14 protein-coding genes are annotated in these 18,179 nt (G+C 72.6%); 10 read left to right on the plus strand and 4 right to left on the minus strand.

What is annotated here, in order from left to right:
- Nucleotides 1-214: 214 nt before the first annotated feature.
- Nucleotides 215-790 (plus strand): hypothetical protein, encoded by a 576-nt coding sequence (locus ADK60_RS01820; RefSeq protein WP_159400257.1) that lies wholly within the window; start codon nucleotides 215-217, stop codon nucleotides 788-790.
- 52 nt (nucleotides 791-842) lie between these two features.
- Here the strand turns inward: ADK60_RS01820 and ADK60_RS01825 are convergent, their stop codons facing one another.
- The 3 genes from ADK60_RS01825 to ADK60_RS01835 form a co-directional block, all read right to left on the minus strand.
- Complete coding sequence (locus tag ADK60_RS01825; protein WP_053642624.1) at nucleotides 843-2,375, minus strand: chitinase; 1,533 nt, start codon at nucleotides 2,373-2,375, stop codon at nucleotides 843-845.
- A 121-nt stretch (nucleotides 2,376-2,496) separates the two neighbouring features.
- Complete coding sequence (gene wecB / locus ADK60_RS01830) at nucleotides 2,497-3,726, minus strand: non-hydrolyzing UDP-N-acetylglucosamine 2-epimerase (protein ID WP_079007969.1); 1,230 nt, start codon at nucleotides 3,724-3,726, stop codon at nucleotides 2,497-2,499.
- 91 nt (nucleotides 3,727-3,817) lie between these two features.
- Nucleotides 3,818-5,161 (minus strand): XrtP-associated glycosyltransferase, encoded by a 1,344-nt coding sequence (locus ADK60_RS01835; RefSeq protein ID WP_053642628.1) that lies wholly within the window; start codon nucleotides 5,159-5,161, stop codon nucleotides 3,818-3,820.
- Nucleotides 5,162-5,424: 263 nt separating this feature from the next.
- Here ADK60_RS01835 and folC point away from each other — a divergent pair, with 263 nt between their 5' ends.
- The 8 genes from folC (at nucleotide 5,425) to rodA (ending at nucleotide 14,343) form a co-directional block, all read left to right on the plus strand.
- Nucleotides 5,425-6,816 (plus strand): bifunctional tetrahydrofolate synthase/dihydrofolate synthase, encoded by a 1,392-nt coding sequence (folC, locus tag ADK60_RS01840; RefSeq protein ID WP_078896796.1) that lies wholly within the window; start codon nucleotides 5,425-5,427, stop codon nucleotides 6,814-6,816.
- A 2-nt stretch (nucleotides 6,817-6,818) separates the two neighbouring features.
- A complete protein-coding gene (locus ADK60_RS01845; protein ID WP_045941990.1) occupies nucleotides 6,819-7,157 on the plus strand; it encodes a DUF4233 domain-containing protein in 339 nt (112 codons plus the stop codon).
- 151 nt (nucleotides 7,158-7,308) lie between these two features.
- Entirely contained in the window at nucleotides 7,309-7,722 is a 414-nt protein-coding gene (gene ndk / locus ADK60_RS01850; RefSeq protein WP_045941991.1) for a nucleoside-diphosphate kinase, read from the plus strand.
- A 307-nt stretch (nucleotides 7,723-8,029) separates the two neighbouring features.
- Nucleotides 8,030-9,055, plus strand: coding sequence for a rod shape-determining protein (locus ADK60_RS01855; protein WP_030309693.1), 1,026 nt, complete (start codon nucleotides 8,030-8,032; stop codon nucleotides 9,053-9,055).
- A gap of 93 nt (nucleotides 9,056-9,148) precedes the next feature.
- Nucleotides 9,149-10,108, plus strand: coding sequence for a rod shape-determining protein MreC (gene mreC / locus ADK60_RS01860; RefSeq protein WP_053642626.1), 960 nt, complete (start codon nucleotides 9,149-9,151; stop codon nucleotides 10,106-10,108).
- A 3-nt stretch (nucleotides 10,109-10,111) separates the two neighbouring features.
- Nucleotides 10,112-10,750 (plus strand): rod shape-determining protein MreD, encoded by a 639-nt coding sequence (gene mreD / locus ADK60_RS01865; protein WP_045941993.1) that lies wholly within the window; start codon nucleotides 10,112-10,114, stop codon nucleotides 10,748-10,750.
- Nucleotides 10,751-10,801: 51 nt separating this feature from the next.
- On the plus strand, nucleotides 10,802-13,147 hold the full coding sequence (gene mrdA, locus ADK60_RS01870; RefSeq protein WP_234370894.1) for a penicillin-binding protein 2: 2,346 nt from the start codon (nucleotides 10,802-10,804) through the stop codon (nucleotides 13,145-13,147).
- Complete coding sequence (gene rodA / locus ADK60_RS01875; RefSeq protein ID WP_045941994.1) at nucleotides 13,144-14,343, plus strand: rod shape-determining protein RodA; 1,200 nt, start codon at nucleotides 13,144-13,146, stop codon at nucleotides 14,341-14,343. Before mrdA ends, rodA begins: the two co-directional genes overlap by 4 nt.
- 70 nt (nucleotides 14,344-14,413) lie before the next feature.
- Here the strand turns inward: rodA and ADK60_RS47390 are convergent, their stop codons facing one another.
- Entirely contained in the window at nucleotides 14,414-15,700 is a 1,287-nt protein-coding gene (locus tag ADK60_RS47390) for a M14 family zinc carboxypeptidase (RefSeq protein WP_045941998.1), read from the minus strand.
- Between the two features lie 404 nt (nucleotides 15,701-16,104).
- Between ADK60_RS47390 and ADK60_RS01885 the strand changes: the two genes are divergently transcribed.
- Nucleotides 16,105-18,033: a TIGR03960 family B12-binding radical SAM protein gene (locus ADK60_RS01885; protein WP_045941999.1), complete on the plus strand. Its 1,929-nt coding sequence runs from the start codon at nucleotides 16,105-16,107 to the stop codon at nucleotides 18,031-18,033.
- Nucleotides 18,034-18,179: the final 146 nt, after the last annotated feature.

Below are 18,179 nucleotides of genomic sequence, written 5' to 3' on the forward strand. Positions count from 1 at the left end.
GTCACCCGGTCCACCAGGAGCCGCACCCCGCCGACGCGGGGTGCGGCTCCTCCGTTTTTCCGGATGTCGGCTGATCGGGCGTCCCAATAGCCCAATTCGTTGCTCCCTTCCGGCGAATATTCATCCTGGACCGGGTGAGGTCCTATTCCGCCCGAATTGATTCCGGTCTTGCCCGCGCGGTTTCGCGGAATTTCGCAGGTCGGATGTGTACGGTGTGCTTCGAGTTCCGGACAGTGAGGGACGACGGGAGGGCATGGGCGTGGTGGTGGTGACCGAGGTGTTGGCCGACGAGCTGCCTGCCGAGGCGGTCGAGGAGGCCAAGGCGCGCGCGGCGACCCTGTTGCTCGCCTTCCGGCACGGCAACCAGCTCGCGTTCGACCACGCGCTGGACCGGCTGCTGGACGAGCACGTCGAGCGCGAGGTGGCCACGCTGCTCACCTGGATCGCCGCCGAGGCGGTCCGCAAGGCCTACGCACCCGAGGTGGGCGACCGGGTGCTGCGGTCGATGGCCCGGCGGGCCCCGAGCGACACCGGCGCGGTGCTCGTCGAGGAGGACGGCGTGGACGCGGCCCGGCTGATCGAGGCGGTCGCGGCCGGCGAGGTGGCGGAGGTTCGGGACCTGGTCGCCGCCACCCCCGACACCACCTTCCTGCTCGGCGGGCTGCTCCAGGGTGTCGCGATGATGCTGCCGCTGCTGCCGGAGGGGGAGCTGGCCGAGATCACCGCCGAGCTGCGCCGCCGGCACGGCGGGGCGCCCGCCGGCGTGCCGGAGGCCCGGGCCGGAGTCTGACCGGCTCGGGCCTCCGGGCCTCCGGTCCCGCCGGGGCGGGGCCGCGCGCCGGTTACGGCATCGCGTGCAGGTGCGAGCCGACGGTGGAGGCGATGCCGCCGCCGGCCTTGGCGTCCCAGTTGGTCGACCAGGTCATGGCCCCGCCGATCCCGGGCCACTTGGTGTCGGGCTTGAAGCTGCCGCAGTTGGTGCCGGCGGCCAGGCAGTCCAGCGCGTTGTTGACCACGGCCGGGCTGACGTAGCCGCCGCCGGCCGCGCTGGTGGAGGCGGGCACGCCGAGTCCGACCTGGTCGGGCCGCAGCCCGCCCTTGAGCTGGATGCAGGCCAGCCCGGTCAGGAAGTTGACGGTGCCCTGGGAGTAGACCTGCCCGTCGCAGCCCAGCATCGCGCCGGAGTTGTAGTACTGCATATTGACGATGGTGAGGATGTCCTTCACGTTCAGCGCCAGCTTGAAGTACTCCGCGCCGGTCGACTGCATGTCGATGGTCTGCGGCGCCATGGTGAGCGTGAAGCCGGAGCCCGCCCTGGCCGCCAGGGTGTGCAGCGCCTGGCCCATCCAGGTGGAGCTGACGCCGTTCTCCAGGTCGATGTCGATGCCGTCGAAGCCGTAGCTCTGCATCAGCGACCAGGCGCTGTTGGCGAAGTTGGTGGCGGAGGCGGAGCTGTTGACGGACACCGTGCCCTTCTCGCCGCCGACCGACAGGATCACCTTCTTGCCGGCCGCCTTCTTGGCCGCGATGTCGGCCTTGAACTGCGCCTCGGTGTAGCCGCCGAGCCGGGAGGAGAGGGTCGGGTCCAGGGCGAAGCCCAGGCCGCCGGGCGTGCCGGTGGCCTCGGCGAAGGAGACCGCGATGATGTCGTACGCGGCCGGGACGTCGCTGATCCGCTGCACGGTGGCGCCGTTGTCGAAGTTCTGCCAGTAGCCGGTGAGCAGGTGCCTGGCCGGCGGCCGGGGCGTGGTGGCGGTGGGGGAGGGCGTGGTGGTGTCGGTGGGCGACGGGCCGACGGTGCCGGTCGGGGTGGGGCTGGTCGCGGTGGGGGAGGGCTTGGGGTCGCCCGGGCCGAGCAGGGACACGTCGTCGGCCAGGAAGGCCGGCTGTCCGTACCAGCCGTGCAGGTAGACGGTGACGCTGGTGGTCGCGGCCCCGGTGGTGAAGGTGGTGCTGAGCTTGGACCAGCCGGTGCCGCCGGGGGTCCAGGTGCTCGGATCGGTGCCGCCGGTGCCGCGGGCGCCCAGGTAGACGTACGAGCCCTGGACCCAGTTGCTCAGTGTGTACGTCGAGGAGGGCCTGACCGTGACGGTCTGGGTGCACTCGCCGGTGGCGCTGCCGCTCGGGGTGGAGCGCAGCGCGCCGGTGCCGGAGTGGACGGTGGCGGTCTCCGGCGCGCCGGCCGCGCAGGTCCAGCCGTTGAGGCGGTTGGCGTCCTCGAAGCCGCCGTTGGTGACGAGTTCGACGTCGGTGGGGGCGGCGTGGGCGCCGGCGCCGCCGGCGAGGACCAGGCCGCCGAGGCCGAGGGCGACGGCGGTGGCGCCGGCGAGCAGCGAGTGGACGGCGCGCGGGCGCCGGTGTGAAGCAGGTGGCATGGCTCCATCTCCGGTGGGGGAGGCCGGCGGTCCTCGTGGGGGAGGGCCGTCCGGGTGTCGACGGATCTGTGTGCGGGAGCTACCGACAACACAAGTCCCTGTCGGGGGAGGAGACTTGCCTTCACAAGGTGGAGTAGACCAATTCCGCTGTCAAGAGGGCCGCCGGCCGGGCGGCCCCGGCGGCCCCGGCGGCCTGCGGCACCGCGGCGGGCCCGTGGGCGAGCCGGGCGGTCAGCTCGGCGATCCGGGTGGAGGCCAGGCCGTCCCCGTACGGGCTGGGGGTGTCCGCGAGCCGGGCGAGCCGCTCCGGGGTGTCGGCGAGCCAGGCGCGGGCCAGTGCGCCGAGTTCGGCACCGGGCGCCACCAGCGCGGCGAAGCCGGTCTCGACGGCCTCGGGCCGTTCGGTGGAGCGGCGCACGACCAGCAGCGGGCGGCCGAGCACGGTGCACTCCTCCTGCACCCCGCCGGAGTCGGAGACCAGCAGCGCGGCGTGCCGGGCGAGGCCCAGGAAGTCGGCGTAGCCGACCGGTCCGGTCACCGTGAGCCGGGCGAGCAGGCCGTCCAGGGCGAAGCGCTCGACGGCGGCCCGGGTGCGCGGGTGCATCGGGAACAGCACCGGTGTGCCGGCCCGGGCGATCCGGTCGAGTTCGGCGAGGACGGCGCCGAGCGCCTCGGCGGTGTCGGTGTTCTCCGGCCGGTGCACGGTGGCGAGGACGTAGCCGTCCGCGGCGAGGCCGTGCCGGGCGAGCAGGCCGGCCCGCTCCTCGGGGCCGGGCAGCGAGCGGCGGACCACCTCGACGACGGTGTTGCCGGTGAGCGCGATCCGCTCCTCGTCGAGGGACTCGGCGCGCAGGTTGGCGGCGTTGTCGGGGGTGGCGGCGCACAGCAGGTCGGAGACGTGGTCGACCATCACCCGGTTGTGCTCCTCGGGCATCGCCCGGTCGAAGCTGCGCAGTCCGGCCTCGACGTGGACGAGCGGGATCTCCCGTGCGTTGGCGGCGAGGGCGCCGGCCAGGGTGGCGTTGGTGTCGCCCTGGACGACGACGGCGGCCGGGCGGTCCTCGGCGAACGCGGCGTCGAGCTGGCCGAGGGACTGGGCGATCTGGCCGGCCCGGGGGCGGCCGCCGACGCCGGTGAGCAGCTCGGGGCGGGGCAGGCCGAGGTCGCGCAGGAAGCGGCCGGACATCGCCTCGTCCCAGTGCTGGCCGGTGTGGACCAGCCGGGTGGCGGGGCCGAGTTCGTGGATCAGCGGGGCGAGCTTGACCAGCTCCGGGCGGGTGCCGAGGACGACGGCGACGCTGCCGGGGGCGAGCGGGCGGGCGGCGGACCGGGGGGCGGGGCACAGGCTCATGGCGGGACGGCTCCAGGGGCTGGGGCAGCGGGGCGGCGGGGCTTCGGGGGCGGCAGGGCCGCGGGGGAGGGCGGCGGCGACGCGGCCGGGGTCAGGACTCCAGGGCGGTCGGAGCGCCGACGGCGACCTTCTCGGCGTTGCGCCGGGTCTTGGCCCAGCCGTTGCGGCCGAGCAGCATCCGGACGGCGGCCCGGGTGGCGACCACGAACAGGTGGTAGGCGTAGAGCCAGACCAGGACGCCCCAGAGCAGGCCGGTGAGCCGGCTCCGGTCGGGGCGGACGAGCCGGCGGTAGGTGGGGCCCCAGAAGACCATCGGCAGGGTGGCGAGCACGAAGGCGACTGCCATCCAGGGGCCGTAGGTCAGCTGGAAGTCGGCGGTCTCCTCGGGGAAGAGCACCAGACCGGCGCCGGTGATGGCGAGCGACAGCGGGGTGAGGACGACCAGCAGGACGCAGACCACCGGCTGGAGGAAGGTGTACAGCACCTCGGCCTTGCCGGCGGGCCGGTAGTGCGGCGAGCGCAGCACCCGGCCGGTGTAGCGCAGGCACTGCATGTTGCCCTGGGCCCAGCGGGTGCGCTGGGTGAGGAAGCGGCGCCAGGAGACCAGGGCCTCCTGGGAGACGTTGGTCTCGGTGACATGGGTGAGCCGCCAGCCGGCCAGCCGCAGGTCGAGGCCGGACTCGTAGTCCTCCAGCAGGGCGCGCTCGGGCCAGGGGCGGCCGTCGCGGCCCTCCTCGGCGGTGAGCGAGTCGAGGGCGGTGAGCCGGACGAACTGGCCGTTGCCGCCGAGGCCGACGCTGCCGGTGCGGCGGCGCAGCAGCTGCATGCCGGCGTTGTTGGCCTGGAACTCGACGTCCTGCATCCGGACCAGGGCACGGGCGAGGGCGTTGGCGAGCCGGCCCCGGCCGGCCAGCGGGCGCGGGTCCTCGGCGTTGCGCATCCGGACGCCGATCTGCACGGCGCCGGTGTCGGGGCGGCCCATGGCGTGCTCGTTGCCGACCTGTTCGAGGGTGCCGGGGTCGAGCTGCCCGTCGGCGTCGACGACGCCGAGGACGACCCGGGAGCGGTCGGTGCCGGGCGGCAGCGAGGCGGAGATCTCCCGGTAGGCGGCGTTGAGGGCGGCGCCCTTGCCGATCCGGGCGTGCGGGCGGCGGCGCTGGACGAGGTGGACCCGGGCGTCGTTTCCGGCGGCGGCCAGCACCAGGTCGCGGGTGGCGTCCTCGCTGTCGTCGTCGATCACCCAGAGGTGGGCGGCGGGGGCGACGGCGCGCAGTCCGGCCAGGGTCTGGGCGATCACCGCCTCCTCGTCCCGGCAGGGGACTGTCAGGTGCCACTGGAAGGCGGCGGGGTCGCCGGGGCGGGCCGGGCGGTTGCGCCGGAAGGCGTGCCGGGAGCCGGCCCAGTAAACCAGGAAGCGGCCGAAGACCAGGGCCATGTAGACCACGAGGGCGAGCGAGATCAGCCCGGCGAGCTGGACGAAGCCGTCCCGGCGCATCTCGAAGAACTGGCGCAGGGCGTCGGGCATGGCGCGGTGCTCCTCATGATCAAAGGCGATTTGTCTCCCTGGGATGCGAATCAATGCTTCATTGCGGTCTGATATCGCCAAAACGATAGTAAACGCAGAAAACGACCAACTCGGGCAAAGTGGTGGTTCTCACCCCGTGAGGAGAGGTGCCCCACGCTCCGTAGACTGTGGACGTGAGCGACAAGGCCGACCCGAACCCGTACACCCTCCGCCCCGCCGACGGCAGCCCCGCCGACGCCCTGCGCGAGGTCGAGGTGGAACTCTCCGAGCGCTGGCCGGAGAACAAGCTGGAGCCCTCGCTCGACCGGATCGAGGCGCTGATGGACATCCTGGGCCAGCCCCAGCGGTCCTTCCCCTCCATCCACATCACCGGCACCAACGGCAAGACCTCCACCGCCCGGATGATCGAGCAGCTGTTCAACGCCTTCGAGCTGCGCACCGGCCGCTACACCAGCCCGCACGTGGAGAGCGTCACCGAGCGGATCAGCCTGGACGGCGCCCCGATCACCCCCGAGCGGTTCGTCGAGGTCTACCGCGACATCGAGCCCTATGTGCGGATGGTCGACGAGCGCGAGCCGGTCGCGATGTCCTTCTTCGAGGTGCTCACCGGCATGGCCTACGCGGCCTTCGCCGACGCGCCGGTGGACGTCGCCGTGGTCGAGGTCGGCATGGGCGGCTCCTGGGACGCCACCAACGTCATCGACGCCGGCGTCGCCGTGATCACCCCGATCGGCCTCGACCACACCGACAAGCTCGGGGAGACGACCGGCGAGATCGCCGTCGAGAAGTCCGGGATCATCAAGTCCGGCGCCGTCGCGGTCGTCGCCCAGCAGCAGCTCGACGCCGCCCAGACCATCCTGCGGCGCGCGGTCGAGGTGGACGCCACGGTCGCCCGCGAGGGCATGGAGTTCGGCGTCGTCCGCCGCGAACTCGCGATCGGCGGCCAGCTGATGACGCTGCGCGGGATCGGCGGCGAGGAGTACGAGGACGTCTTCCTGCCGCTGCACGGCGAGCACCAGGCCCAGAACGCGGCCCTCGCGCTGGCCGCCGTCGAGGCGTTCTTCGGTGTCGGCGGCGCCCGCGGCGGCCAGCTCGACGCCGACAAGGTCCGCCAGGCGTTCTCCGGCATCAGCTCCCCGGGCCGGCTGGAGGTCGTCCGGCGCAGCCCCACCATCCTGCTGGACGCCGCCCACAACCCGCACGGCGCCCAGGCGACCGTCACCGCGATCGGCGAGTCCTTCGGCTTCACCCGGCTGGTCGGCGTGATCGGCACCAGTGGTGACAAGGACGTGGCCGGCCTGCTGGAGGCCTTCGAGCCGCTCCTCGCCGAGGTCGTGATCACCCAGAACTCCACCCACCGCGCGATGGACGTGGACGCCCTGGCCGCGCTCGCGGTCGACATCTTCGGCGAGGACCGGGTCCAGGTCGAGCCCCGACTGGACGACGCCATCGCCGCCGCCGTCACCCTGGCCGAGGAGGAGGGCGACCTCGGCGGCGCCGGGGTGCTGGTCACCGGATCGGTCATCACGGTGGGCGAGGCCCGCCTGCTGCTCGGGAGGAAGTGACGATGAGGACGCTCTGCTCCTCGACGCTGATCGGCGAGGCCCTCGTGGTGCTCTTCGCGGCCCTGGTCGCGATGCAGCTCACGGACGTCTCCCACGGCGCCCTGTGGACGGTCAGCGGCATCGCCATGGTGCTGTGCGTCCTGCTCTGCGGCATGATCACCCGCCCCGGCGCGGTGGCCGTCGGCTGGGCGCTGCAGCTCGGGCTGATCGCCAGCGGCTTCGTGGTGCCGACCATGTTCGTGCTCGGCGTGATCTTCGCCGGCCTCTGGTGGTGCTCGGTGCACTACGGCCGGAGGATCGACGAGATCAAGGCCGCCCGGGCCGCCGCCGCGGCCGTCTGAGACGGCTCCGGACCGGGTCCGGGGCGTTCGCTCACGCAAGGTAACCTCTGCGGTAGTCGCACGGCGCACGCGGAATCGCGCGTGCGTGCCGATCCGTGTGCGCGCCGATTCCCGCGTGCGCGCCGAACCCGATTTCCCCAGGAGACGCCCCGTGTCCCAGCGCACCCTCGTCCTGCTGAAGCCCGACGCCGTCGCGCGCGGCCTGGCCGGCGAGATCATCAGCCGGATCGAGCGCAAGGCCGGCTGGCGGCTCGCCGCCGCCGAGCTGCGTACCTTCGACCGGGCGACGCTGGAGCAGCACTACGCGGAGCACGTCGGCCGCCCGTTCTACGAGCCGCTGCTGGAGTTCATGACCTCCGGCCCGTCGATCGCCCTGATCGTCGAGGGCGAGGAGGTCATCGCCGGCATCCGCATGCTGGCCGGCGCCACCAACCCGCTGGAGGCCGGGGCCGGCACCATCCGCGGCGACTACGCGACCATCACCCGCGAGAACCTGATCCACGCCTCCGACTCGGTCGAGTCCGCCGAGCGCGAGATCAAGATCTTCTTCCCCGCCCAGGCCTGACCGCGCGGGCACCGGGACCTTCGGGACGCCCCGGCCGGGACCATTGGCCCGGCCGGGGCATTCTTATCGGGAAATAGGGAACCAGGCCCTCCGACACGGCGTCCCAATGCCCTGAGAAGCGATCACGCCCCGGACAATGGACGGCGTGCCCCGGGTCGACGTCCGTGCCGAACGGCGTGACTACGATGGACGCGACTCAAGGGCCCGGTAAGGCAGCTCAGCTGGTCGCCGCCCGTCTGCGGGCGCACACCGTCCACCCCACATGACTCCGAGCCCGGGAAGGCACCCACACCCCATGGCGAGCAACCTGTCGTTCATCGGCCGCGACCTGGCGATCGACCTCGGAACTGCCAACACGCTGGTGTACGTCAGGGGCAAGGGGATCGTTCTCAACGAGCCGTCCGTCGTCGCGGTCAACACCAACACCGGCGGCATCCTCGCGGTCGGCTCCGAGGCCAAGAAGATGATCGGGCGCACCCCCGGCAACATCGTGGCCATCCGCCCGCTCAAGGACGGCGTGATCGCCGACTTCGAGATCACCGAGCGGATGCTGCGCTACTTCATCCTCAAGGTGCACCGCCGCCGCTTCCTCGCCCGCCCCCGGGTCGTCGTCTGCGTCCCCTCCGGCATCACCGGCGTCGAGCGCCGCGCGGTCATCGAGGCCTCCCTCCAGGCCGGCTGCCGCCAGGTGCACATCATCGAGGAGCCGATGGCCGCCGCGATCGGCGCCGGACTCCCGGTCCACGAGCCCACCGGCAACATGGTCGTCGACATCGGCGGCGGCACCACCGAGGTCGCCGTCATCTCGCTCGGCGGCATCGTCACCGCGCAGTCCATCCGGGTCGCCGGCGACGAACTGGACAACGCCATCGTCCAGCACATCAAGAAGGAGTACTCGCTGCTCCTCGGCGAGCGCAGTGCCGAGCAGATCAAGATGAGCATCGGCTCCGCCTTCGGCCTGGAGGGCGAGAAGGACGAGCACGCCGAGATCCGCGGCCGCGACCTCGTCAGCGGCCTGCCCAAGACCGTCGTCATCTCCGCCGCCGAGGTCCGCGAGGCCATCGACGAGCCGGTCAACTCGATCATCGACGCGGTCAAGACCACCCTCGACCAGTGCCCGCCCGAGCTGGCCGGCGACGTCATGGACCGGGGCATCGTGCTCACCGGCGGCGGCGCCCTGCTCCGCGGCCTGGACGAGCGGCTGCGCCGGGAGACCGGCATGCCGATCCACATCGCCGAGAACCCGCTGGACTCCGTCGCACTCGGCTCCGGCAAGTGCGTCGAGGAGTTCGAGGCGCTCCAGCAGGTACTCGACGCCGCGCCGCGCCGTTAGCAGAACCGGAACACCAGCCGAACCGACGGGTCCCCGCCCGGGTCCACAGCCCGGGCCGGCGGACCAGGGGCACGAAGGGGCAGTACCAGCACCGTGAGGGACACACGAGAGAGCCGGCTACTGCTCATCCTGCTGGTTGCCGTCGCGTTCGCACTGATCACCGTCGACATCAAGGGCGGTGAGAGCTCCCCGCTCGGCGGCGCCCGGCGCGCCGCCGCCACCGTCCTCGGCCCGGTCGAACGCGGCGCCGCCAGCGCGGTCGACCCGGTCGCCGACACCGTCCGCGCCTTCCGCGACGCCGCCTCCAACAGCGGCCGCACCGACCAGCTCGCCCGCGAGAACACCGAACTGCGGCAGAAGCTGGCCTCCTCCGACATGGCGGGCGGGCGCACCAAGCAGCTCGACGACCTGCTGCGCACCGCCGGCGCCGGCGGCTACACCGTCAAGGCCGCCCAGACCATCGCGATCGGCCCGGCCCAGGGCTTCTCCTGGACCATCACCATCGATGCCGGCAGCGACGACGGCCTCACCCGCGACATGACCGTCGTCAACGGCCAGGGCCTGGTCGGCCGGATCACCACCGTCGCCCCCACCACCGCCACCGTGCTGCTCGCCTCCGACCCCGGCTTCACCGCCGGCACCCGGCTGGAGGGCACCGGGGAGATCGGCTTCGCCGCCGGCGGCGGCACCAGCGCCATGAAGGTCTCCCTGCTCAACGGCAAGGCCCAGGTCAAGGAGGGCGACCGGCTGGTCACCTTCGGCTCGCAGAGCGGCCGCCCGTTCGTGCCCGGCGTCCCGGTCGGCCGGGTCGTCCAGGTCGAGGCCACCCCCGGACAGCTCACCAAGACCGTCCTGGTCGAGCCCTTCGTCCAGTTCACCCGGCTGGACCTGGTCGGCGTCGTCGTCGTCCCGCCCCGCACCGACCCGCGCGACGCCGTCCTGCCGCCCGCCCCCGCGCCGGCCGCCCAGGGCCAGGCCGCGCCCGCCGCCCCCGCGGCACCCGCCGCGCCGGCCGCCGCCGTCCCGCCCGCCAAGCCCACTGGGGGGAACTGAGCCATGCGCCTCGCCCGCATCCCCGTCTCCGCGATCCTGATCCTGCTCGGGCTGCTGCTCCAGGTCAGCGTCTTCGGCCGGCTGCAACTGCCCGGCTCGACCCCGGACATACTGCTGCTCGTGGTCGTCGGCCTCGCCCTCGTCTACGGACCCACCGGCGGCTGCCTGGTCGGCTTCGCGGCCGGCCTGCTCGCCGACCTCGCCCCGCCCTCGGACCACGCCATCGGCCGCTACGCGCTGGTGCTCTGCCTGATGGGCTACGCCGCCGGGCTGCTGCGCCCCGAGCACGGCCGCCAGCGCTCGGTCTCCAGTGCGCTGCTCGTGGTCGCCGGCGCCGCGATCGCCTCCACCCTGCTGTACGCGATGGTCGGCGCCCTCGTCGGCGACACCGCCGCCCGGCACGTCGGACTCGGCCAGCTCGTCGTCACCGCCCTGCTCTACGACCTGCTGCTCGCACCCTTCGTGGTGCCCGCCGTGATGCTGATCGCCCGCCGCTTCGGCAAGGACCCGCTGTCGGTCGCCGAGGACGACGAGGGCGGCCCCGGCCTCGGCAGCCTGACCCGCTACCGCACCACCCGCGAGGCCACGGCCGGACCGGCCTACCGCAAGAAGCGCCTGCTCGGCGCGGGAAAGCGCCCGTAGCCCGGCCCCGACCAGCCTGCCCGCCCTGTTCAGTTTTGGAGCGCACGAGACGTGAGCAACATCCCCGAGACCGGCCGAACCCGGCGGGTGACGATCCGTCTGGTGGTGCTGCAGATCCTGGTGGTCTCGCTGCTCGCCACCCTCGGCGGACGGCTCTGGTACCTGCAGATCCGCAACGCCAGCGTCTACACCGCCAAGGCGACCGGCAACCACATCCGCGAGGTCGTCGAACCGGCCGTCCGCGGCGAGATCCTGGACGCCTCCGGCCGCATCCTGGCCGGTAACGAGACCAAGCTGGTCGTCTCGGTCAGCCGCACCTCGCTGCTCCAGCAGAAGGACGCCGGCAAGGCGGTGCTGACCCGGCTCGCCGAGGTGCTCGGGATGCCCGCCAAGGACGTCCAGGAGAAGGTCCGGCTCTGCGACGCCAAGACACCGCAGCCCTGCTGGAACGGTTCTCCGTACCAGCCGATCCCGGTCACCAAGGAGGCGACCACCCAGCAGGCGATGCAGATAATGGAACGCCGCGAGGACTTCCCCGGGATCACCGCCCAGCCCACCGCCGTGCGCCACTACACCGGCGCCGAGGGCGCCAACCTCGCCCAGGTGCTCGGCTACCTCTCGCCGGTCACCGACGAGGAGGTCTCCAAGACCGCCGACAAGGCCGGCCTCGACCGCTACCTGCCGGCCGACCAGATCGGCCGGGCCGGACTGGAGTCCGTCTACGACCGCGACCTGCGCGGCACCGCGGGCATCACCAAGCTGGAGGTGGACAACCTCGGCCGGGTCATCGGCACCGCCGACCAGGCCGCCCCGCAGACCGGCAACAACCTGGTGACCAGCATCGACGCCAAGGTGCAGAAGGTCGTCGAGGACAACCTGGCGCAGGCGATGAGCGACGCCCGCAAGACCTTCGACAAGGTCACCAACCGCAACTACGAGGCCGACTCCGGTGCCGCCGTCGTGATGGACGTGCACACCGGGCGGATCGTCGCGATGGCCAGCGCCCCCACCTACGACCCCAACCTGTGGCAGGGCGGCATCAGCGGCAAGGACTACCAGGCGCTGACCAGCAAGGAGTCCAACTTCCCGCTGCTCAACCGGGCCATACAGGGTCAGTCCGCCCCTGGCTCGACCTTCAAGGTCATCTCCACCACTGCCGCCGTCCAGGCCGGCTACTCGCTCGACGGCCGCTACGACTGCCCGAAGAGCATGACCATCGGCGGCCGCGAGTTCAAGAACTTCGAGAGCGAGAGCTTCGGGGCGATCTCCCTGGAGCGCGCCCTGGAGGTCTCCTGCGACACCGTCTTCTACGGCCTGGCGTACGACCAGTGGATGAAGGACGGCGGCATCAAGCCGAAGAAGGACCCGGGCGACTGGTTCTTCAAGACCGCCCACCAGTTCGGCCTCGGCGCCAAGACCGGTATCGACCTGCCCAGCGAGGTCCCCGGCCGGGTCCCCGACCGGCAGTGGAAGCAGTCCTTCTACGACAACAACAAGGACGCCTGGTGCAAGCAGGCGGAGAAGGGCGGCAACACCTTCTCCGACCTGATCGCCCGGGAGAACTGCGTCGACGGCTACCAGATGCGCGCCGGTGACGCCGTCAACTTCGCGATCGGCCAGGGCGACACCCTGGTCACCCCGGTCCAGATGGCCCGGATCTACTCGGCGCTCGCCAACGGCGGCACCTTCTACCGGCCCACCGTCGCCAAGGCCGTGATAAGCCCGGGCGGGGATCTCGTCCGCGAGATCGCCCCGCACGAGGACGGCCGGCTGCCCGGCGACCAGAAGCTGCTCGGCTACATCGACCAGGCCACCGCGGGCGTCGTCACCAGCGGCACCGCGGCCTGGAAGTTCACCGGCGCGGGCTGGCCCCAGGGCAAGATCGAGCTGCACGCCAAGACCGGCACCGCCGAGGTCGAGGGCAAGCAGACCACCTCGTGGCTGACCACCTACAGCCGCGACTACGCGGTCGTGATGACGATAAGCCAAGGCGGCACCGGCTCCGGCGGCTCCGGCGACGCGATCCGCCGGATCTACCAGTCTCTGTACGGCGTCGACGACAAGGGCAACATCGACCAGGGCAAGGCGCTGCTGCCGAAGCCGCAGGCCGAGCTGCCGAAGTTCAACCCGGACGGGACCGCGATCATCAAGCCGGTGTCCTTCGACGCCTCGGCCGGCTCGGCTGCCTCGGCCACCTCGGCCGGCTCCGTTGGTTCGGTCGGTTCGGCCGTCTCCGCCGCTTCGGTCGTCCCTCTCGGCGACCCCGGGGTGACCGGCGGCTCGCCGCGGGTCTTCCTGGACCCGGACCGGTCCGGCGGCAGCACCCCGGTGCCGGTCGCCGCCGCCGCGGCCGCCGTCGAACCCACCCGCTCCACCACCGGAAGGGGCCGGGCATGACCTCCTACGGTTCGTACCGCCAGCTCCGGCTCGCCCCGCAGCGCGGCGGGGTGCCCAAGGCGCTGGCCAAGGACTCCCCGCTGTGGCGGATCGACTGGATACTGCTGCTGGCCGCGGCTGTCCTGTCGCTGGGCAGCTCGCTGCTGGTCTGGTCGGCCACCCGGGGGCGCGACTCCCTCACCCACGGCGACCCGCAGTACTTCCTGTTCCGGCACCTGACCAACGTCATGGTCGGGGCGGTGCTGTGCGCGGTGGTGATAGCGATAGGGAGCCGGCGGTTCCGCACCGTGGTGCCCTTCCTGTACGCCGGTGTGATCCTGCTGCTGGTGGCCACCCTGAGCCCGCTCGGCTCGACCATCAACGGCCAGCACTCCTGGATCCAGCTGGGCGGCGGCTTCTCCGTGCAGCCGGCCGAGTTCGCCAAGCTGGCGATCGTGCTGTCCATGGCGCTGGTGATGTCCGACCAGGTGGACGCCGGGGAGCGGGAGTTCCCGGCGAACAAGGCGGTGTTCCGGGCACTGGTCTGGGCGACCCTGCCGATGGCGATCGTGATGCTGATGCCCGACGCCGGCTCGGTGATGGTGATGGCCGTCATCGTGCTGGGCATCCTGCTCGCCTCCGGCGCGGCCAACCGCTGGGTGTTCGGGCTGATCCTGGCGGGCGTCGGCGGCTGCGTCGCGATCTGGAAGCTCGGCGTGCTGAGCAAGTACCAGATCGACCGGTTCGCGGCCTTCGCCAACCCGGCGCTCGACCCGTCCGGCGTCGGCTACAACACCGCGCAGGCCCGGATCGCGATCGGCTCCGGCGGGCTGACCGGCAAGGGGCTGTTCCACGGCACCCAGACCACCGGGCAGTTCGTGCCGGAGCAGCAGACCGACTTCGTCTTCACGGTCGCCGGCGAGGAACTGGGCTTCCTCGGCGCGATGGCCATCATCGTGCTGCTGGGCGTGGTGCTCTGGCGGGGCTGCCGGATCGCCCGCCAGGCCACCGACCTGTACGGCACGATCGTGGCGGCCGGGGTGGTCGCCTGGTTCGCCTTCCAGGGCTTCGAGAACATAGGGATGTGCCTGGGCATTATGCCGGTGGCCGGCATCCCGCTGCCGTTCGTCTCCTACGGAGGATCGTCGATGTTCTCCACCTGGGTGGCGATCGGGCTGCTCCAGGCGGTGCAGAGCCAACGGCCGATAGCGGCCTGAGCGGGCCGAGGGTGTACGGCGAGGGCCGGTCCGGGGATCCCCGGACCGGCCCTCGCCGTGTGTGCGCGCCCTAGGGCAGCAGCAGGTCGGCGGCGGCGAGCACCGCCCGGGTCTGGTGGGCGACCTGGGTCTCGACCGGGACCCAGCGGGCGCCGAGGCGCTGCAGGCCCTCCAGGCTCGCCGCCGCCACCCCCCGGGCCCGCGCCCGGGCCGCGTCCGCCGCCGGGCCGCCGCTGTCCGCGAGCAGCCGCAGCAGCATCGCGGCGATCCGCAGCGGCACCCGCTCGGCGACGATCCGGGCCGTGGTCACCCGGGACACCGACAGCGCCGCCGTCGACCAGTTCGCCAGCCAGTCGTCCACCACCGGCGGGCAGACCGCCAGATTGAACTCGACCGAGCGCAGCAGCGGCCCGTACGCCACCCCCGCGTGCGTCGGCACCTGCGGCAGCAGGGCGGTCAGCGCCGCCACCCGGGACCGCAGCCGGTCCGCGCAGGCCGCCATGGCGGCGGCCACGTCCGGGGCCGGACGGTGGTCGCCGACCGCGTCGACCGCCCACATCGGGACCTCCAGCACGGCCGTCGTCCCGCCGTGCCGCCCCGCGTACGCCCAGGTGGACAGCTCGGGACGGTCCGGCAGGGGCTGCCTGCTCCGGCCCGGCGGCGGCATCAGATAGGTGCCGGGGGCCGGGCTGGCCCAGCCGAGCGCGTCGTAGGAGTCGACGTCCAGCGGGATGCCGCCGCGGGCCGCCGAACGGGCGAAGCGCCCGGCCAGGGCCGGCAGCGGCCGGGTGAGCTGCACGAAGGCGCCGCCGAAGTCCACGCCGTGCAGCGAGCACTGGAGCACCGGGCGCAGCTCGTCGATCAGCCCGGTGAGCGCCCGGCTCTCCGGCATCGGGGCCAGCGGCCCGTCCGGGTGCGGCAGCAGTTCGGGCTGCTCGTGGAAGGCGGGCCGGAAGAAGTGCTCGTAGTGCCGGGCCGCGGTGAGCGGCCCGTTCAGCCAGCCCTCGTTCAGCGCGGCGCCGTCCGGGTCCAGGCAGAGCAGGACGTGCCAGCCGACCCCGGGGCGGGGCGGCTGCGCCAGCGCCTGCTCGGCCAGCCGGACGGCGGCGGCCAGGCCGACCGGCTCGTTCGGGTGCGGGCCGCCGACCACGAGCACGGTGTGCTCGCCGTCGTCCACCGAGAGCAGTACCAGTGGGCGTCCGGCGCGGGAACGGCCCACCTCGCGCACCCGGCAGCGGCCGGGGTGGCGGCGGGCCAGCCCGCGGGCCGCGGCGATCGCCCGGGCCACGGTCGGGTAGCTCTCGGTGTCGTTGCACGGGCTGTCGATCCGGCGCGTCCGCCGGCCCGTGTCGGTCATGGCTCTCCTGTCCTCGGGGGCGGGCGGGTCGGCGCGGTCGGGGGCCTGGGCCGGGAGTCCGGCGCGGGGTCGCGCCGGGCCGCCCGGCACGGCCGGTGCGCGCGCGGCCAACTCCCTTGTCCCGGGGGCGCACAGGACCTTCCGGTGGAGCCTTGCCAGTACCGCACGCGGCCTCGGAGCGTGTCAACAGTCGCCGGGGTCCCGCGGTGGGGCCGCGTTCACGTGCCGGGACCTGTCCGTACACCCCTCGGCACGGGCGGTCGCGCGGCCCGCGGCCGGTCCCGGGGCGAGGGCGGCCGGGCCGGGGAACACGGCGGTTCGGCTACTCTTGAGGGTCACCCCTCCCAGCCGTCGCCATGCCGAGCGAGCGGCGGTTCCGAACGTCGTAAGGGTTCCTGGTACTCATGACTGTCGAATCGGTCTTCCCACGCCTGGAGGCTCTCCTCCCGCACGTCCAGAAGCCGATCCAGTACGTCGGCGGCGAGCTCAACTCGACCGTCAAGGACTGGGACGCCTGCGACGTCCGCTGGGCGCTCATGTACCCCGACGCCTACGAGGTGGGCCTGCCCAACCAGGGCGTCATGATCCTCTACGAGGTGCTCAACGAGCAGGAGGGCGTCCTCGCCGAGCGCACCTACAGCGTGTGGCCGGACCTCGAGGCGCTGATGCGCGAGCACGGCGTGCCCCAGTTCACCGTGGACGCCCACCGGCCGGTGAAGGCGTTCGACGTGTTCGGGCTCTCCTTCTCCACCGAGCTCGGCTACACCAACATGCTGGCCGCGCTCGAACTGGCCGGCATCCCGCTGGAGGCCCGCAACCGCACCGAGGACGACCCGGTCGTGCTGGCCGGCGGCCACGCCGCGTTCAACCCCGAGCCGATCGCGGACTTCATCGACTGCGCGGTGATCGGCGACGGCGAGCAGGCCGTGCTCGACATCACCAGGATCGTCCGGGAGTGGAAGGCCGAGGGCCGCCCGGGCGGCCGCGACGAGCTGCTGCTGCGGCTGGCCCGCACCGGCGGCGTGTACGTGCCGAGGTTCTACGACGTCGAGTACCTGTCGGACGGCCGGATCGCCCGGGTCGTGCCGAACGCCCCCGGCGTGCCGTGGCGGGTCTCCAAGCACACCGTGATGGACCTCGACGAGTGGCCCTACCCCAAGCAGCCGCTCGTCCCGCTCGCGGAGACCGTGCACGAGCGGATGTCCGTGGAGATCTTCCGCGGCTGCACCCGCGGCTGCCGCTTCTGCCAGGCCGGCATGATCACGCGCCCCGTGCGGGAGCGAAGCATCACCGGCATCGGCGAGATGGTCGACCGCGGACTCAAGGCCACCGGCTTCGAGGAGGTCGGCCTGCTGTCGCTGTCCTCCGCCGACCACACCGAGATCGGTGAGATCGCCAAGGGCCTGGCCGACCGCTACACGGACGACAAGGTCGGCCTCTCCCTGCCGTCCACCCGCGTCGACGCCTTCAACATCGACCTCGCCAACGAGCTCAGCCGCAACGGCCGCCGCTCCGGCCTCACCTTCGCCCCCGAGGGCGGCAGTGAGCGCATGCGCAAGGTGATCAACAAGATGGTGTCGGAGGAGGACCTCATCCGCACCGTCGCCACCGCGTACGGCAACGGCTGGCGCCAGGTGAAGCTGTACTTCATGTGCGGCCTGCCCACCGAGACCGACGAGGACGTGCTCCAGATCGGCGAGATGGCGAAGAACGTCATCCAGAAGGGCCGCGAGGTCACCGGCCAGAACGACATCCGCTGCACCGTCTCCATCGGCGGGTTCGTGCCCAAGCCGCACACCCCGTTCCAGTGGGCCCCGCAGCTGTCCGCCGAGGCCACCGACGCCCGCCTGGCCAAGCTGCGCGACTCGATCCGCGGCGACCGCAAGTACGGCAAGAACATCGGCTACCGCTACCACGACGGCAAGCCCGGCATCGTCGAGGGCCTGCTCTCCCGCGGCGACCGCCGGGTCGGCGCGATCATCCGCGCGGTCTACGAGGACGGCGGCCGCTTCGACGGCTGGCGCGAGCACTTCTCCTACGACCGCTGGATGGCCTCCGCCGAGAAGGGCCTGGCCGGCACCGGCGTCGACGTCGACTGGTACACCACCCGCGAGCGCGGCTACGAGGAGGTCCTGCCCTGGGACCACCTGGACAGCGGCCTCGACAAGGACTGGCTGTGGGAGGACTGGCAGGACGCCCTGGAGGAGGTCGAGGTCGACGACTGCCGCTGGACCCCGTGCTTCGACTGCGGCGTGTGCCCCCAGATGGACACCAGCATCCAAATCGGCCCCACGGGCAAGAAGATGCTTCCGCTCACCGTGGTGAACAAGTAGCCGGAGAGACCCCGGAGCGCCCCCGTCGGATCCGTCCGGCGGGGGCGCTCGCGGCTCGGGGGGGGGGGGGGGGGAGGGAGGGGGGGGGGGGGGCGCGTACCCTTTTGGGGGGGAGAAGCCCGACAAGGGCGGGGGAAACCCCGCCC

Source organism: Streptomyces sp. XY431 (genome assembly GCF_001279805.1).
In the GTDB taxonomy this organism is placed as follows: domain Bacteria; phylum Actinomycetota; class Actinomycetes; order Streptomycetales; family Streptomycetaceae; genus Kitasatospora; species Kitasatospora purpeofusca.

Coding starts and splice junctions, on each gene's coding strand:
- ADK60_RS01825 (WP_053642624.1), bottom strand. CDS start 2,375: ATGCCACCTGCTTCACACCGGCGCCCGCGCGCCGTCCACTCGCTGCTC.
- wecB (WP_079007969.1), bottom strand. CDS start 3,726: ATGAGCCTGTGCCCCGCCCCCCGGTCCGCCGCCCGCCCGCTCGCCCCC.
- ADK60_RS01835 (WP_053642628.1), bottom strand. CDS start 5,161: ATGGCCCTGGTCTTCGGCCGCTTCCTGGTTTACTGGGCCGGCTCCCGG.
- ADK60_RS01845 (WP_045941990.1), top strand. CDS start 6,819: ATGAGGACGCTCTGCTCCTCGACGCTGATCGGCGAGGCCCTCGTGGTG.
- mreD (WP_045941993.1), top strand. CDS start 10,112: ATGCGCCTCGCCCGCATCCCCGTCTCCGCGATCCTGATCCTGCTCGGG.
- rodA (WP_045941994.1), top strand. CDS start 13,144: ATGACCTCCTACGGTTCGTACCGCCAGCTCCGGCTCGCCCCGCAGCGC.
- ADK60_RS47390 (WP_045941998.1), bottom strand. CDS start 15,700: ATGACCGACACGGGCCGGCGGACGCGCCGGATCGACAGCCCGTGCAAC.
- ADK60_RS01885 (WP_045941999.1), top strand. CDS start 16,105: ATGACTGTCGAATCGGTCTTCCCACGCCTGGAGGCTCTCCTCCCGCAC.